Raw genomic sequence first — 15,500 nt, 5'->3', positions numbered from 1 at the left:
TTTTATTAAAAAATATTGAATAATTTTAATATGTCTATATTATTGGATATATGGAAATAAATAATGCTATCGCAAGCTTTGCTGCGCTCTCTCAAGATACTCGTTTAAAAGCCTTTAGGTTGCTTGTCAGTCAAGAGCCTGAGGGCCTGCCTGCGGGTGAAATTGCCCGTCAATTATCCGTACCACATAACACCATGTCAGCGCATCTATCAGTGCTGGCGCGAGCAGGGTGGGTGGTTTCGCAACGCCAAAGCCGACAGATTATCTATCGTGCTTCGCTATCGCACATGGAAGCTGCCGTTCAGTTTCTATTGCAAGACTGCTGCGCGGGCCATCCAGAATTGTGTGCGTCCCTTATGGACAGTCTAAGTGGATGTGGGGTCGTTAATACTAATGACTCAAACAGCAAGTAAGATAACTCTTAAGACTATATTCAAATAATATATCCAGAGTTCAAAAACATATTCAGACAATAAGTGAAATCACTATGACATCATTAATTTTTCATAATCCCAAATGTGGAACCTCTCGTAATACCTTAGCCATTATGCATGCGTCAGGTGAGCATCCTGAAGTGGTCGAGTATCTCAAAACTCCACCAGCCCGTGAATACTTGGTAGAGCTATTGGCAAAAATGAATATCACGCCACGAGAGCTATTACGAAGCAAAGAGTCCATCAACGATGAATTAGGATTAGACAATCCTGAATTATCTGATGATCAGATCATCGATGCGATGATTGCCCATCCTATTTTAATCAACCGTCCTGTAGTGCTCACCAATAAAGGCGCCGCGTTATGCCGTCCGTCAGAGCGAGTGTTTGAGTTGCTAGAGCATCCAGTGAGTAGTTTTACGAAAGAAGACGGGGAAGTCATTCATCATGGCAAATAATACAGCAGATTTGAATGTGGTCGATTTGGGTGATTTGCCCAATATTGATGCAGACAGTATACAGCCTATCGATATTGAAGCGTTGATTGGTCCAAATGATTCGCGCCATCCACCCAAGATATTGGTGCTATATGGCTCTCTACGCCAGCGCTCATTCTCTAGACTGGCAAGCGAGGAAGCGAGTCGGTTACTGCGCTGGTATGGTTGTGAGGTTCGGACATTTGACCCGACGGGCTTGCCACTGCCTGATGCTGCCGATGCAGATCATCCCAAAGTGCAAGAGCTGCGAGAGCTGGCACAGTGGTCAGAGGGTATGCTCTGGGTAAGTCCAGAACGGCATGGCAGCATGACCAGTATCATGAAAGCGCAAATTGACTGGATTCCACTGTCATTAGGTGGCGTCCGTCCGACCCAAGGTAAAACGTTAGCAGTCGTGCAAGTCAGCGGCGGTAGTCAAAGCTTCAACACGGTCAATCAGCTGCGTATCCTTGGTCGCTGGATGAGGATGATTACGATTCCTAACCAATCCTCTATTCCGAAGGCTTTTTTAGAATTTAACGACGATGATCGTATGGATAAATCTCCTTTGTATTTGCGTCTCGTTGATGTCTGTGAAGAGTTGGTGAAATTCACGTATCTAACTCGTGGACGCTCAGCCTATCTGACCGATCGCTACTCTGAACGGGTAGAGAGCACCGAAGAACTATCAAAACGCGTCAATCAAAAATCACTCTAATTCACTCTCTCATCATGTATTTTTTAATACGGCTTCTTATAATAATTGAGCTTAGAAAGGTTACTCGATGATCGCATTGACTATATTTATCGTCACGTTAATTTTAGTGATCTGGCAACCTAAAGGACTGGGTATTGGCTGGAGCGCAATGGGTGGTGCATTGATCGCCTTAGTATTTGGCGTAGTACAGCTTTCCGATATCGGGGTTGTGTGGGACATTGTTTGGGATGCAACTTTTACCTTTGTCGCACTTATTATTATCTCTCTTATCTTAGATAGAGCTGGATTTTTTGGTTGGGCAGCTTTGCATGTGGCTCGATTGGGCAATGGGCAAGGAAGATTGCTGTTTCCTATGATTGTAATCTTAGGCGCGTTTATTTCTGCCTTCTTTGCCAACGATGGGGCAGCATTACTATTGACCCCGATTGTCATCGCTATCTTGCTGCGTCTTAAGTTCTCACCACCATCCGCTTTGGCTTTTATTATCGCAACAGGCTTTATTGCTGATACTGCAAGCCTACCGTTAGTGACATCCAATCTAGTCAATATCGTCAGTGCCAATTATTTTGACATTGGTTTTGGACGTTATGCGGCGGTCATGGTGCCGGTCAATATCGTTTCCGTCATCGCGACACTCGCTGTGTTATGGGGCGTCTATGCGCGGCACATTCCAAAACACTACTCTGTTGCTGAGCTGAGTGCGCCAGAGACCGCGATTGAAGATCCGCTCGTTTTTAAGGCGGCTTTTCCGCTTTTAGCATTACTACTCGTTGCTTACTTTACGACGGAATCATTAGGCATTGCTATCTCGTTTGTGACAGGCGTCGCTGCGCTGCTGCTAATGGCAATCGCAGGACGGTGGTGGCAAGGTGGACGCGGTGCAGTGGTTTCAGTATCCGATGTTTTGCGAAAAGCCCCTTGGCAAATCGTATTGTTTTCAATCGGTATGTACTTGGTAGTTTATGGTTTGGGTAATGCAGGCTTGACGGCCTATGGTGCTCAAATTTTAAATTGGCTAGGACAGCAGGGTGTGGTCATCGCAACATTAGGAACTGGATTTCTATCTGCTATTGTGGCATCTATCATGAATAATATGCCGTCCACCTTAGTTGGTGCGCTGGCTATCGATAGTGCGCAAGTACCAGATGCCACTCGTGAGCTTATGATTTATGCCAACATAATTGGCAATGATTTGGGGCCGAAATTTACGCCTATCGGTAGTCTGGCAACTTTATTGTGGCTGCATGTATTGGCAGAAAAAGACTATAAAATCAGCTGGGGACAGTACATGAAAATTGGGCTGATTATTACACCGCCCGTATTATTGGTCACGCTACTGGCCTTAGTCTTGTGGTTGCCTTATCTGTCTACATTTTAAAGGTTGAGTAAATCTCTTGTGATTAGCGTGGTTATTACGCTGACATCGATCAAACTCATCGGGTATAATAGCGGCGCATTTTACCTCTTTTATAATGACATAGTCGGTTAAAGATAATTTGGATATGAGGCAGGCGAGTGAAAGTGCTATAAGTGGTAGGCTAAGCGAGCCTAACGCCGTATCCAACTTATATAGAATTGACTGTCCGTTTATTTCCCAAGGATTTATGATGAGTGATCAGCAAGCACAAAAGCAAGCCGCAGCCAAAGCTGCTCTAAACTATGTCGAAGATGGCATGATACTGGGCGTAGGCACAGGTAGTACAGTTAATTGCTTGATTGAATTATTGCCGACAGTAAAGCTTGCTGGCGCAGTTGCTAGCTCACAGGTCACTGAAGACAAACTTCGTGCCCTTGGTATTGAGATCGTTGATTTAAACTTTGCTGGTACGCTTGATCTTTATATCGATGGTGCGGACGAAGTGAATGAGCATTTACAATTGATAAAAGGCGGTGGCGGCGCGCTTACTCGTGAAAAAATTGTGGCAGCAGCTTCTAATAAATTTATATGCATGGTTGATGAGAGTAAAAGTGTCGAGATGCTTGGACGTGAGTTCCCAGTACCGATTGAAGTATTACCACAAGCACGCTCTTATGTTGCACGCCAATTGGTGAGTCTAGGCGGCGAGCCAGTTTACCGTGAAGATTTCGTGACCGATTATGGAAACGTTATTTTAGACACCTATGATTTGGATGTGAGCAATCCAATAGAGCTTGAGCAAACGCTAAATAATATCGTAGGTGTGGTGTGTAATGGTATATTTGCTGCCAACCAAGCTGATGTATTGCTAAAAGCTGGTAGTAATGGGGTGACAACACTGACTCGTTAAAACTTTTTGCTCGTTACAAGACACTCATCCGTTAAAAACGCTATGGTAGCTTGTTATGTAGTAGCAATAAAAAGGCAGACCACAATCAATGTGGTCTGCCTTTTGTTTATTTACTCTTCGATAAATAACTTATAGCTATATTTTTTAGATTTTGATTTTGTCTTTTAACAAAAATTCCATTAATGCTTTTTGTGCATGCAAGCGGTTTTCTGCTTCATCCCATACCACTGAGCGTGGATCATCTAGCATATCATGAGAAATTTCCTCACCACGATGAGCAGGCAAGCAATGCATAAACACGACTTCGGGATCAGCTTTGTCTAGCAGTGATGGTGTTACCTGATAAGGTGCAAAACGACGGGCGCGGGTGTTTTGCTCTGACTCTTGTCCCATACTTGCCCATACATCGGTGACGATTAGGTTTGAGTCTTTTGCCGCATCTTGTACATTTTCGACGAGGCTGACGCAATGAGAGAAGCGTTCCATCAATTTAGGGTCTGGCTCAAAGCCATAAGGCGCTGCCACACGTAGCTCAAAACCAAACTGATTGGCCGCTTGCATAAATGATGAACACATATTATTGCCATCACCGACCCACGTTACAATCTTGTTTTCGATACTGCCGCGATGCTCATAATAGGTCTGCATATCAGCAAGCAACTGGCAAGGGTGGTACTCATCAGTTAGAGCGTTAATGATTGGAACGCTTGAGTATTCTGCAAAAGTCTCAACATTTTCGTGACCAAAGGTACGAATCATAATGATATCAACCATACTAGAGATCACACGAGCAGAGTCCTCTAGCGGCTCACCGCGTCCAAGCTGTGTGTCATTTGGCGACAAGAAGATAGCACTACCACCAAACTGGCCCATACCTGTTTCAAAAGAAATACGCGTGCGGGTTGAGGATTTTTCAAAAATCATACCCAGCGTACGACCAACAAAAGGCTGATATATCTCGCCAGCATGTTGCATCTTACGTAATTCGCTTGCGCGTTTGATAAGGGTTTCTAGTTCTTGTTTGGTTAAATCAGATAGGGTCAAAAAATGGCGCAAACTCATAGTAATCCTAGCAGTCGATCGCAGTCAGTGAAACGTTATCAGTCTTCAATAGCATCGCATCAGTGCGCATACTGGGGTGACAACAAACTTTTAGTATAGCGTAATTACTTCTAATGTAAACGCCCAATTTAGTCTGATTGTTCAGTCACTCCAGTACTCGGCAATTTCACCGTCGTATTATGATTATTAGGCTTGAACGCGCTTTGGACGTATGCTCAGGCGGCATAGCAGCTCATAGCTAATCGTACCCGCATGTGCAGCGACCTCATCAACGTGCGGTGCATCGCCCCATAGCATCACCTTACTGTCTAAAGCAATGTCTTCTGGCGCAGTACTGACATCAATGACAATCATATCCATTGCCACACGCCCAATGACCGAGCATCGATAGCTTTGATTATTGCTCGTGTCAATGACAGAGACATAAGCGTCATCGTTGACGACACGAGGGTAGCCATCTCCGTAGCCGATACTGACTAGAGCTGTTCTGGTGTCTTTTTGTGCGATCCAACGACTGCCATAACCAATAGCATGGTCTGCATTGACTGTCTGTAGAGCGATAATTTGCGCGCTAAAATCCATCGCTGGCTGTAAATCTAATGCTTGTGCGCTTTGATCAACGACAGGTGAGCTACCATATAAAATAATACCTGGACGTATCCAATCATAATGATGCTCTGAAAAATTGACGATACCAGCTGAATTACACAATGAACCCTTAATCTCAGCGCTAACAGTCTCTTGTAAAGTGTTTAAAACGTCTGAAAAACGTTGTATTTGCATCGCATTTAATGGATGAGTGCTGTTATCTGCATTGGCAAAATGTGTGGTGAGGATCAGTTGGTATCCAGCAGCATGAAGCTGTTTAGCGGCAGCAATTACACCCTCGGCATCGAAACCTAGGCGATTCATACCTGTATTGTATTTAATCCACACCACTCTAGTGGCACTACTAGCTGGTGGGATATTTTCCAATGCCCATTGCAACTGTGGCTCATGATGAATGACGCAGCTAATATCGCTATCAATGGCTTGCTGCCACTCATCAGCGGTAAACGCACCTTCGATCAAACCAATCGTTTTATTCCAACCTAATTGTCGTGCTTCTAGTGCTTCAGTTAAGGTGGCGACTCCAATACCATCTGCTTGCTGTAATGCTGGCAAAACTGCCGCTATCCCGTGTCCGTAAGCGTTGGATTTCACCATGGCCAGAACTTTAGAGTGTGGCGCCATTTTTTTAACTTGGTTGAGGTTATGAGTAATGGCTTTTGGTTTGATAGTGATAGTACGCATAATTGGCTTCTTTATTAGCAAAGTTATGAAGTGATAAAGCCAATGCTGCATCAATTGGATTGATGTGGCACTGGCTATGGTTACTGAGAGCTGTTTGTATTAAGTGTCTAAGGTTGAGCAAGCATAATATTTAAAGCTATGACTATTCATCATTCTCGAAACTGACGTTTTGATAGTATTCTGGCGTCAGATTGATAAAGCGAGTAAATTGTCCTTCAAAACCCAAACGTATGGTACCGATAGGGCCGTTACGCTGTTTACCAATGATAATTTCAGCCACACCCTTGTGATCTGAGTTCTCATTATAAACCTCATCGCGGTAGATGAACATAATCAAATCGGCATCCTGCTCAATCGCACCTGATTCACGCAAATCTGACATAATCGGACGTTTATTAGGACGGTTCTCTAGACTACGGTTAAGCTGAGACAGCGCAATCACTGGACATTCAAGTTCGCGTGCTAAGGCTTTTAGACTACGAGAAATCTCAGAGATTTCCCCAACACGGTTGCCATCTAGGTTTGGCACTTTCATCAACTGGAGATAATCGACTACGATAGCGCCAAGCTTGCCATCATGATTTTTGGCGATACGGCGACAGCGTGAACGCATCTCAGATGGTGGCAGAGCAGTACTATCATCGATATACAGGTGCTTAGATTGCAAATGCTGAATGGCATTCATCATCTTTGCCCATTCATCCTCATTCATTTGTCCAGAACGCAGATGCGTCTGATTAATCGCACCCCACGATGACAGTAAACGCATGACGATAGACTCTGCGGGCATCTCCATCGAAAATACCACGACTGGTAGGTCTTCGTTAAATAAAATGCCTTCTGCTAAGTTCATCGCAAAGGTAGTTTTACCCATCGAAGGACGCGCAGCGACGATAATTAAATCGCCTGCCTGCAAACCCTGTGTTTTATTATTTAGTTCAGCGAACGGCGTTTGCAAACCAATCATGCCATCTGGATTGGATTTAAGCTCTTGAATTTTATCGATGACGTTGGTCAACACCGAGGTAATGCCGACAGGGCCACGCTGTTCAGCGCGTTTGTTGTGTTGCTCATTAATACTAAATATCTTGCCTTCGACACTGTCTAAGATGTCACTAACGCTTTGGTCTTTCGGGTTATAAGCCAAAGTCAACATGTCATTGCCAGTGGTAATCAGCTGACGTAACGTTGATAGTTCACGTACACGCTGCGCGTAGGCCGTGAGGTTGAATAAGGTAGCAGGGCTTTGGCTCAAAATATCTGCCAAGTAACTGTCACCACCTGCACCTTTGAGTAGTTTCTGTGCTTCCAACCAGTCATGCACCATGACCGTGTCATAAGGCTCATTGACCGCTGCCAAATGGGCAATCGCATCAAAGATGTATTGATGGCGTCCAGCATAAAAGTCGTCTTTGGTAACGATATCGGCAATCTTGTCATACGCCTCTTCGATACTCATCAAAGAGGCAAGCAACGCCTTTTCAATATCGATATTGTGCGGCGGTGTTTGATTGAGCAAGTCGTCGTTTTTTTCGGTATCTGCCATGAGTGCCTAATGTATCAAGAGTCGGTATGAAAGAGGGTGTAAATAGATATTTAATATAAGTGTTTGATGATTGGCAATAATACAGCAAAGCAAATGCGGTGTGCTGCTACGATACAACACAAAATGCAGTCTCACGCTTGCCAGTAAATGCTACAATCAGATGCGAAAGTTTAACACATTATGGGCTTTTTTTAGACGGGTACGGCAACTAAATCTGAAGCTATTAGGGTTGATAGCTGAAGAGATGAATTGCAGTTCTGAGATATAAAAACCAGTGTATTTAACTATAAAAACAATAAAATCAGATGTTTAATTAAAATATGAGACTATTTTTATGATGCAAAATAAATTACCGTTATTAATCACGACAGGCGAACCTGCTGGCATTGGTATGGACGTCGTACTGCTACTAGCGACAGAAAATAAGTTGCAAGACTTTTTACGGCCAATTTGGGTAACTGCTGATGCAGACGCAATGAAAAAGCGTGCAAAAGAGCTTACCACTGCTGGTGTCTTAAAAGTTTGCCCATCTTGGCAGACTGTAGACGCACATATAGATGCCGATGATTTCTCAGAGCAAATGTCAACGAATACGACTCATAGTGATGATGCTTTCATCCTACTTAACACACCTTGCGCAGCACCAGTCATTTCTGGACAAATTAATACTAGCAACTCGATCATGGTTGCCCACCAATTGGATATTGCGCATAAGCTAGCATTCAATAAAACAGTCGCTGCTATCATTACCGGCCCATTGCAAAAGTCCGCACTCATTGACGCAGACATTAAGTTATTAGATGGCACCATGTTTAGCGGTCATACCGAGTTTTTTATGCAGCAAAGTGGCTGTGAAAAAGTAGTGATGATGCTTGCCAATCAAGCGATGAAAGTCGCACTTGTCACGACTCATTTAGCATTAAAAGACATACCAGCAGCTATCACTACCGACAATGTACGCCAAACGGTGCAGATTGTCATCGATGATATGCGAGAGAAATTTGGCTTAACGCAGCCTCGAATTTTAGTTTGTGGGCTTAATCCACATGCAGGCGAGGGCGGCCATCTAGGTATGGAAGAGATTGAGGTTATCAACCCAGTGTTGCACGAGTTTATTGAGGCAGGCGTTAATATATCAGAGGCAATGCCAGCGGATACGTTATTTACCCCAAGGCATTTAGCAAACTGTGATGCGGTGATTGCTATGTATCATGACCAAGGTTTGCCAGTGCTCAAATCACACGGCTTTGGCGATACGGTTAATCTGACCTTAGGGTTGCCTTATATTCGCACCTCGGTTGATCATGGTACAGCACTTGATTTGGCAGGGCGAGGAGGTGCAAGTGCAACTAGCTTATATCAAGCGCTGCTCATGGCCAATGAGATGGCGGATAAATCACTTATTGAAAAACCTCTTGCATAAGTCGGTATTGTAGCGAGAGTTGTTACGCAGTATTGGGTAAGCTGACCGTCGATAATGCTTATTTATGAAGTATTAAATAGGACCTATTTTAAGTGGTCTATTAATAGGTTTGAGAGGTGAACTAGACTAGTTTCGTTGGGGGTATGCCTTAATAAATGACTTCGAAAAATCATCCTATTTTCACACTTGGTCCATATTTGTACTGCTCGTCCATAGCAAGCATTTTCTGCACTACTTCGAAATCATCTATTCCAGAAAAAACATATCTTTCTGATTGTGCGACTTGCAAACTATTTAAATGTTTTAGCTTCTCATCTTGTATAAGGTACGAGGTGCCATCTTCAAAGCTTTTTGCCATTTCTATACATGAATTTAGGTTTTTCACCGCTTGTAAAAACTCAGTCTCAGTTTGATTTGCCTTATCTAGAACCAACTTCTTTTGAGATGCATTTAATTTATTGAAAACGTCTAATATTTTAGGTCGACTTGATATCTCCGCTGCTTGTTGGGCTTTCAGCTTAGAAATCGAAGGACAAATTAAACCTAATGTAATAGTAGATGATAGTGGAATATAAATCTCTATGCCTTCAAGGGCAATGCCTAAGGTGCCATATAGCCCCATATTAATACTGTTGTATAGTGTGACTGGATTATCAGATATGAAAAATGGGTTTTCTTTCGTTGTCTCAAAAAGTATCCAGGATTTTTTTAAAAGAATTGATATTACTTCTGCTTGGCTTACTATTCCATCGAGAAAAACATTTTTACGATCGCTTGACCCTTCCGCTCCAAATCCAGTCTCTACTTTCTCACCCGAAGGATTCATTTGTGTGAGACGTGCATCAAGAGTGCTAGCAATACGCTCTATTAACTGCAAACGTGTGTTTGTCCTTGATTGCTGTACAGCTATAAATTCGGCGATTATGTACATGTTTTTTTCAGACAACCAATGAATATTCTGCTCTTCAACTATTTTTTTAATTAACGGAGCTGCTTGATCTTCATATATACCAAGAACGGGCTCCAAACTTATCGAATCAGGATGATCTACAAAGTTATAAAATGAATTCATTGTGGTTGCATTAAATACAGTTTGTTCAAAGCGTTTTTCATTTAATTTATCGAAAGTAAACAACCTATTTCTCTTGCCACCTGTCTCAAAACTAAACTTATCCAATAAAAATCGGGGTACGGTATGCTGCTTCTTAACATCAGTAGTCATTTTCAAAGTTTTATCCCTTAGTGTATTAAAATTACACAATTATTTAGCGTTCTATATTTTTATTAAAAAGCATGCTGCATAAGAAAACTATATCGCAAATCCTATCTAGAATAGTTGATATTGAGTTCGAGAAGCTGAAATTCTATACACTCAGAAGTATATAGGTACTGCAACAGCCTAATATTCAAGTCTTACTAGGAAACACTTTTGTTCCTATAAGAGACGTTATGACACATGACGTCGGGTATAAGACGTCACTGTATCTGTTGCGATAAAGTATGGGTAGCTTATCGATAATAATGTTTCAACAATACAGCCTAATTCTGAGCTGTGGTATAATTCATCATTATATAATTGGCATATTATTGCCATTATCGCCCATTTATCTTTTATACATTAAGACTCTTCTATGTCCAAAACTCCGTTTGATGCTCAATCTATTTCCAACAGCCTACGTGCTGTTAAACACCAACCGCGTAAGCGCTTTGGTCAAAACTTTTTGCATGATGGCAGCGTCATTCGCGAAATCGTTGAAAGCATTCGTCTCGAGCGCGATGACAACCTAATTGAGATCGGGCCGGGAATGGGTGCGTTGACTGAGCCACTATTGGCAGAGGTTGATGCAATGACCGTAGTAGAGTTGGATCGTGATTTGGCAGACAGTTTGCGTATCCGTATTGGTGCCAACAGTCATCCGAATTTTGAGATTATCAAAGACAACGCGATGCATGTGGACTATCGCGAGCTTTATAGTCCTGAGCGTGGCAAGCTACGTGTGGTCGGTAACCTGCCATATAACATCTCTACCCCGATACTTTTCCATTTACTCAGCTATGCCGATGTGATTCAAGACATGCACTTCATGTTGCAAAAGGAAGTGGTTGAGCGCATCACTGCTGATGTTGGTAGCAAAACTTATGGTCGCTTATCAGTCATTATGCAATATCACTGCGGTACAGATTATCTATTGACCGTACCACGTGGCGCTTTTAATCCGCCACCAAAAGTAACCAGTGCTGTATTTCGTCTGACGCCGCATATTACTAAACCAGTCGTGGCAGAAGATGAAGAATATTTTGCGATTGTCGTACGCGAAACCTTTAACCATCGTCGTAAGACACTACGTGCGATTTTTAAGAAATCTACGCTATTGCCAACGTTGAGCGAAGAAGATTTTGCTGCTTGTGCTATTGACCCACAAGCGCGTCCTGAAGTCTTAAGTGTGAAAGATTTTGTCAATTTGAGCAATCAGGCACGCAAAGTAGAAGGTTAATTCAATCTATTATTGAACACCTCTCAAAATACTCACATAAAATTATTCACCTAAAACTATTGATATAAGAGTACTCACTTAAGAATGCTCACTTAAGAGTGCTCATATATAAATTCATATCTAAAAAGCATAGAGGTACTATGAGTTTTCGTCACCAGTATGTCATTGGAGACCTGCAAGGCTGCTATGCTGCTTATCTTAAATTACTTGAAACCTTGAATTTTGATCCAGCCCAAGACAAGCTATGGTTTGCTGGTGACCTGGTAGCACGTGGTGAGGATTCATTAAGTACGTTGCGTCATATCAAGGCGCTATGTGAGAAAGGAGCGGCAGCAACAGTCCTTGGTAATCATGATATCAATTTGATTGCTGTCTGGCGCGGCGCGGCGAAGCTCAAAAAGAAGGATAAGACAGCGCCTATTTTTGCCGCTGATGATTGTGATGAGTTGCTTGAGTGGTTACGGCATCAGCCGCTATTGGCTTACCCTGATGAACAGACCGTACTGGTGCATGCTGGTATTCCACCGCATTGGAGTATCGATGAAGCAGCAGGCTATGCACAACAAGTAGAAGCGCAATTACAAAGCAGCTTATGGCAACTTGATCGCTTATTACCGAATTTGTATCGCAAGTCAGCTGATGATTGGCAGCCAGATATCAATGGCTTTACTAAAATGCGCGCTATCACTAACTATTTTACGCGTATGCGTCTATGTAAACAGGATGGCACGCTTGAGTTTGGTTTTTCAGCAGGTTTGGATGAATTGATGCCGGAAGGTTTTTTACCATGGTTTGAATGGCAAGTACCACGGACGCGTAAGATACTATTTGGACATTGGGCTGCGCTAAAAGGTGAGGTTGATTTGCCACATGCACGTGCACTCGACGGTGGCTGCGTGTGGGGCAATTGTCTATTGGCTTATCATCTCAGTGACGGTCAAGTAATAACGTCAAGCGAGCAATGCCTGAGTTCATAATGAGGGCTATAGCTGAGCTTGATATACAAGGCTAGATAAGTGGTCTGTTATAAATGATTCCATTATAACGGTCTATTTTAAGTAGTCTGTTAATCGGTTTGAGGGGTGAATTAGATGGTTTCGCTGGGGTGTAGTCAAAATAACAGATACTAGAGTGCTTTTACCATTCTAATATCTGTTATTTTGGTGTTTTCATATAGTTCTTCATCATATTGCCCGTCAGACTCGAAACCAAATTTTTCATAGAAACTAATTGCAGATAGATTAGTTTTTAACACCCATAAAGATAGACTGGAGCAGCTATTACATTGAGAAGCAACAATTAGGGCTGATTCCATTAACTTAGTACCTATTCCTAAATTTTGGTATTGTGGTAAGAGATACAAAGTGGTTATTTCGCACTCGTGATCTTTTTTAAAGTAAGAAATAAACCCTACAGCGGTATTCTCAGTATTATATGCTATCCATGTATTCACACCAGAGCTAGATAATACCTTCCCCCACATTTCTATTTTTTGAGACAAGTTATTTTCTTTGTCTCTATACGTTTCGGGTAAAAGGTTCGAATACGTAGCATTCCAACTTTCAAAGTGTATATTAGCAATATCTGATACATCGTTCTGGTCTGCCTTCCGTATATAAAACATGTGGCACTCCATATTTAAGTATTAGGGTAATACCACAGCGTAGCAAAATGCATCATCTGAGGTCTCATCTGATTGGTACGTAGATAAGGAAATATCTTGGCTGTCAGGATAATGTTTTAAAATTAATTCAATTTTATCAATAATACAATCTTCCGAATCTGTCATCTCCCCGTTGTACACAGCTTGTTTAAAGCTTTCACCTTCATGTAGTTTAATTTTATACTTACTTTCTATTTCTCGTAGTTTTGAAAAAATACTCATATTTGATCCACGTTTTTAATATTATTTAGATAATCATTGTATAGGCTTTTTTGTGTTCAAATAAACCTATAGTTCGATGCATGTGTAGCGCACCGAATTATAGGCTAATTCTTTATCAACCCATTATTATCATCAGTTTTTAATGCTGGTACACGTTCTTGTATTGCATGATAGAACCTGTCTTTGTCTTTTGGTGATATCACTATGCTACCACCTTCATATCTTATCTCAATCCTATCTAAAGACAGTGCTGGAGCAGATAAAGTACTGCTGGTAGGAGTGATATTTGTAATATCTTCTAATGAAATGCTCTGAGTAGAAAAACCATTTTTCACTAACAATGTGTCAGCTGTCAAAGTGTACTTTATATTAAAAAACAGTACCAATAGCAGTAACGCAGTTGGTATGGTAAAAAGGCTAATAAATATTATTCTTTTAATAGAACTATTGTTATACATCCATTCCCATACAGGCACCAAAACGAGTAGTAAGCTAGAACCCAATATTAAAAACGCCAACCAAAAATCAATCTTTGATGTGAATACAGTACTTATCATAATTTGTTAGCAGAAAGCCTTTAGTTAATATTTATGTTCGAATAGCTCATTTCATGTACACCGCGAAGTACACTTAGACTGTTTCAGTGAGTTAAAACGCTGATACCATTAGCTTACAGCCACAAGTTCAAATCCTCATTAGCGCACCGAACCAGTAAAAACACCTGATTGGTTCGCTATAGATATACGCCAGTCATACAACCAATTAAGATAATATTTTGAGTTATCCAAAGCTTTTGAGTAAATCTAACCACTCACTTATTATATTAGCGGGTTGATAAATTTCGACTTTCTCTTTACCTCTTAAGCTGATAGTTTTTCTCTGCTCATCATTCTTCATCAAACCAATCAACGCTGAAGCAAGTTGGCCAATATCATTTTTAGGAACTAAAATAGAGCCTGTACCTTTTAAAACTTCTGCGGGGCCAGGTCCACAATCGAAACTAACAATAGGGAGGCCAAAAGCTAAAGCCTCAGTCAAAACCATACCAAACCCTTCTGCGCGAGAGCTCAGGCAAAATATCTCTGCCTCCCTATAGTAGTGACCCACATTATCAGTCGCACCGACCAGTTCCACACTCTCAGTTATTTGGTTTGCTTCAATAAACTCAGTTAGCTTTGCTCTTTCTTCACCCTCACCAACTATTTTTAATGTCCACTCTGGCATCATTGTAGTTACCTGAAGCCAAGCTTCAAGTAATAAGTCAAACCCTTTTTCTCTATGTAGACGACCAACCGCCAATACTATTTTTTTATTTTCCTCAATATATTCTTGAATAGGAAACGGACAAGGATTGGCAATAGCGATTATTTGTGATTTATGACGAGTATTTTTTAGCCAATATTCCTTATCTCTTTCGGTTAAAGTAACCACTGAGTCACAATATCGTGCCGCTAAATGTCTGACGACAGAGCTTCTACTGATACCTTCATTAGGATCAAAGTTAAAATGCTCCCAGCCTATATGCTTTACTTTCAAGCCTAAAGTCGCGGGTAAAGTATATGGAATAGACTTTGTGTCTACTGCCATTATTATGTCAGCACGCTCTGCTTTTAACAGCTTTCTTATTTTATAAATAGCATTAAGCGTATGACCTAACTTGACGCGGGGAGAACCCGATAGTGAAATTATTTTAATATCTTCATTTAGAGGAAAGAAAGGTGTATCACAAGGTCCAATACTAGCTAATATTATTTCATGGCCCACCTCAGATAGACCATTAGCAATCATAGAACCTACGCGTTCAACACCAGCGCCCTTATTAAGGCCATAAAACAACACCATTAAAATTTTCAAATCGATTGCCTTGCTTGTTAGGGTCTGTTGAACATGTACATATTAGG

At 41.6% G+C, this 15,500-nt stretch carries 16 protein-coding genes; 8 read left to right on the top strand and 8 right to left on the bottom strand.

What is annotated here, in order from left to right; translation table 11 throughout:
• The first annotated feature begins 50 nt into the window (after positions 1-50).
• The 5 genes from ACZW67_RS07140 (at position 51) to rpiA (ending at position 3,895) form a co-directional block, all read left to right on the top strand.
• Entirely contained in the window at positions 51-413 is a 363-nt protein-coding gene (locus ACZW67_RS07140; protein ID WP_465182705.1) for an ArsR/SmtB family transcription factor, read from the top strand.
• Between the two features lie 74 nt (positions 414-487).
• Positions 488-892 (top strand): arsenate reductase (glutaredoxin), encoded by a 405-nt coding sequence (arsC, locus tag ACZW67_RS07135; RefSeq protein WP_465182704.1) that lies wholly within the window; start codon positions 488-490, stop codon positions 890-892.
• Positions 882-1,628, top strand: a complete 747-nt coding sequence (arsH, locus tag ACZW67_RS07130) for an arsenical resistance protein ArsH (RefSeq protein ID WP_465182703.1) — start codon at positions 882-884, stop codon at positions 1,626-1,628. The genes arsC and arsH overlap by 11 nt, the downstream gene beginning before the upstream one ends.
• A gap of 67 nt (positions 1,629-1,695) precedes the next feature.
• Positions 1,696-3,006: an arsenic transporter gene (locus tag ACZW67_RS07125; protein WP_465182702.1), complete on the top strand. Its 1,311-nt coding sequence runs from the start codon at positions 1,696-1,698 to the stop codon at positions 3,004-3,006.
• Positions 3,007-3,235: 229 nt separating this feature from the next.
• Entirely contained in the window at positions 3,236-3,895 is a 660-nt protein-coding gene (gene rpiA, locus ACZW67_RS07120; RefSeq protein WP_465182701.1) for a ribose-5-phosphate isomerase RpiA, read from the top strand.
• A gap of 144 nt (positions 3,896-4,039) precedes the next feature.
• Here the strand turns inward: rpiA and argF are convergent, their stop codons facing one another.
• The 3 genes from argF to dnaB all read right to left on the bottom strand — a co-directional run bounded on the left by argF (position 4,040) and on the right by dnaB (position 7,796).
• On the bottom strand, positions 4,040-4,957 hold the full coding sequence (argF, locus tag ACZW67_RS07115) for an ornithine carbamoyltransferase (RefSeq protein ID WP_110923803.1): 918 nt from the start codon (positions 4,955-4,957) through the stop codon (positions 4,040-4,042).
• Between the two features lie 186 nt (positions 4,958-5,143).
• Entirely contained in the window at positions 5,144-6,250 is a 1,107-nt protein-coding gene (alr, locus tag ACZW67_RS07110; RefSeq protein WP_465182700.1) for an alanine racemase, read from the bottom strand.
• A gap of 142 nt (positions 6,251-6,392) precedes the next feature.
• Positions 6,393-7,796: a replicative DNA helicase gene (gene dnaB / locus ACZW67_RS07105; RefSeq protein WP_110923805.1), complete on the bottom strand. Its 1,404-nt coding sequence runs from the start codon at positions 7,794-7,796 to the stop codon at positions 6,393-6,395.
• A 337-nt stretch (positions 7,797-8,133) separates the two neighbouring features.
• On the opposite strand from dnaB, the gene pdxA reads away from it, so the two are divergent.
• Positions 8,134-9,219 (top strand): 4-hydroxythreonine-4-phosphate dehydrogenase PdxA, encoded by a 1,086-nt coding sequence (gene pdxA / locus ACZW67_RS07100; RefSeq protein ID WP_465182707.1) that lies wholly within the window; start codon positions 8,134-8,136, stop codon positions 9,217-9,219.
• 169 nt (positions 9,220-9,388) lie between these two features.
• Here pdxA and ACZW67_RS07095 read toward each other — a convergent pair whose 3' ends face one another.
• Positions 9,389-10,441, bottom strand: coding sequence for a DUF4238 domain-containing protein (locus tag ACZW67_RS07095; RefSeq protein WP_465182706.1), 1,053 nt, complete (start codon positions 10,439-10,441; stop codon positions 9,389-9,391).
• A gap of 409 nt (positions 10,442-10,850) precedes the next feature.
• On the opposite strand from ACZW67_RS07095, the gene rsmA reads away from it, so the two are divergent.
• Both rsmA and ACZW67_RS07085 read left to right on the top strand, forming a co-directional pair.
• Positions 10,851-11,714, top strand: a complete 864-nt coding sequence (rsmA, locus tag ACZW67_RS07090) for a 16S rRNA (adenine(1518)-N(6)/adenine(1519)-N(6))-dimethyltransferase RsmA (RefSeq protein WP_110923808.1) — start codon at positions 10,851-10,853, stop codon at positions 11,712-11,714.
• Between the two features lie 140 nt (positions 11,715-11,854).
• Positions 11,855-12,691, top strand: coding sequence for a symmetrical bis(5'-nucleosyl)-tetraphosphatase (locus ACZW67_RS07085; protein ID WP_465182699.1), 837 nt, complete (start codon positions 11,855-11,857; stop codon positions 12,689-12,691).
• Between the two features lie 149 nt (positions 12,692-12,840).
• Here the strand turns inward: ACZW67_RS07085 and ACZW67_RS07080 are convergent, their stop codons facing one another.
• From ACZW67_RS07080 to ACZW67_RS07065, 4 genes are all read right to left on the bottom strand, one after another.
• Positions 12,841-13,338, bottom strand: coding sequence for an N-acetyltransferase family protein (locus ACZW67_RS07080; protein ID WP_465182698.1), 498 nt, complete (start codon positions 13,336-13,338; stop codon positions 12,841-12,843).
• A 21-nt stretch (positions 13,339-13,359) separates the two neighbouring features.
• Positions 13,360-13,599 carry a hypothetical protein gene (locus ACZW67_RS07075; protein ID WP_465182697.1) on the bottom strand — a complete coding sequence of 80 codons (240 nt, stop codon included), beginning with the start codon at positions 13,597-13,599 and terminating at the stop codon, positions 13,360-13,362.
• Positions 13,600-13,703: 104 nt separating this feature from the next.
• Entirely contained in the window at positions 13,704-14,156 is a 453-nt protein-coding gene (locus tag ACZW67_RS07070) for a PH domain-containing protein (RefSeq protein ID WP_465182696.1), read from the bottom strand.
• Between the two features lie 223 nt (positions 14,157-14,379).
• On the bottom strand, positions 14,380-15,453 hold the full coding sequence (locus ACZW67_RS07065) for a glycosyltransferase family 4 protein (protein WP_465182695.1): 1,074 nt from the start codon (positions 15,451-15,453) through the stop codon (positions 14,380-14,382).
• Between the last annotated feature and the right edge of the window lie 47 nt (positions 15,454-15,500).

The organism is Psychrobacter sp. TPE 89C (genome assembly GCF_055522395.1).
The sequence above is the reverse complement of the archived record's forward strand: the minus strand, read 5'-3'. Positions and strand labels throughout refer to the sequence as shown.

Excerpts from the sequence above, each read along its gene's own strand:
- ACZW67_RS07140 (WP_465182705.1), top strand. The coding sequence starts at position 51 with ATGGAAATAAATAATGCTATCGCAAGCTTTGCTGCGCTCTCTCAAGAT.
- arsC (WP_465182704.1), top strand. The coding sequence starts at position 488 with ATGACATCATTAATTTTTCATAATCCCAAATGTGGAACCTCTCGTAAT.
- arsH (WP_465182703.1), top strand. The coding sequence starts at position 882 with ATGGCAAATAATACAGCAGATTTGAATGTGGTCGATTTGGGTGATTTG.
- ACZW67_RS07125 (WP_465182702.1), top strand. The coding sequence starts at position 1,696 with ATGATCGCATTGACTATATTTATCGTCACGTTAATTTTAGTGATCTGG.
- rpiA (WP_465182701.1), top strand. The coding sequence starts at position 3,236 with ATGAGTGATCAGCAAGCACAAAAGCAAGCCGCAGCCAAAGCTGCTCTA.
- argF (WP_110923803.1), bottom strand. The coding sequence starts at position 4,957 with ATGAGTTTGCGCCATTTTTTGACCCTATCTGATTTAACCAAACAAGAA.
- alr (WP_465182700.1), bottom strand. The coding sequence starts at position 6,250 with ATGCGTACTATCACTATCAAACCAAAAGCCATTACTCATAACCTCAAC.
- dnaB (WP_110923805.1), bottom strand. The coding sequence starts at position 7,796 with ATGGCAGATACCGAAAAAAACGACGACTTGCTCAATCAAACACCGCCG.
- pdxA (WP_465182707.1), top strand. The coding sequence starts at position 8,134 with ATGCAAAATAAATTACCGTTATTAATCACGACAGGCGAACCTGCTGGC.
- ACZW67_RS07095 (WP_465182706.1), bottom strand. The coding sequence starts at position 10,441 with ATGACTACTGATGTTAAGAAGCAGCATACCGTACCCCGATTTTTATTG.
- rsmA (WP_110923808.1), top strand. The coding sequence starts at position 10,851 with ATGTCCAAAACTCCGTTTGATGCTCAATCTATTTCCAACAGCCTACGT.
- ACZW67_RS07085 (WP_465182699.1), top strand. The coding sequence starts at position 11,855 with ATGAGTTTTCGTCACCAGTATGTCATTGGAGACCTGCAAGGCTGCTAT.
- ACZW67_RS07080 (WP_465182698.1), bottom strand. The coding sequence starts at position 13,338 with ATGTTTTATATACGGAAGGCAGACCAGAACGATGTATCAGATATTGCT.
- ACZW67_RS07075 (WP_465182697.1), bottom strand. The coding sequence starts at position 13,599 with ATGAGTATTTTTTCAAAACTACGAGAAATAGAAAGTAAGTATAAAATT.
- ACZW67_RS07070 (WP_465182696.1), bottom strand. The coding sequence starts at position 14,156 with ATGATAAGTACTGTATTCACATCAAAGATTGATTTTTGGTTGGCGTTT.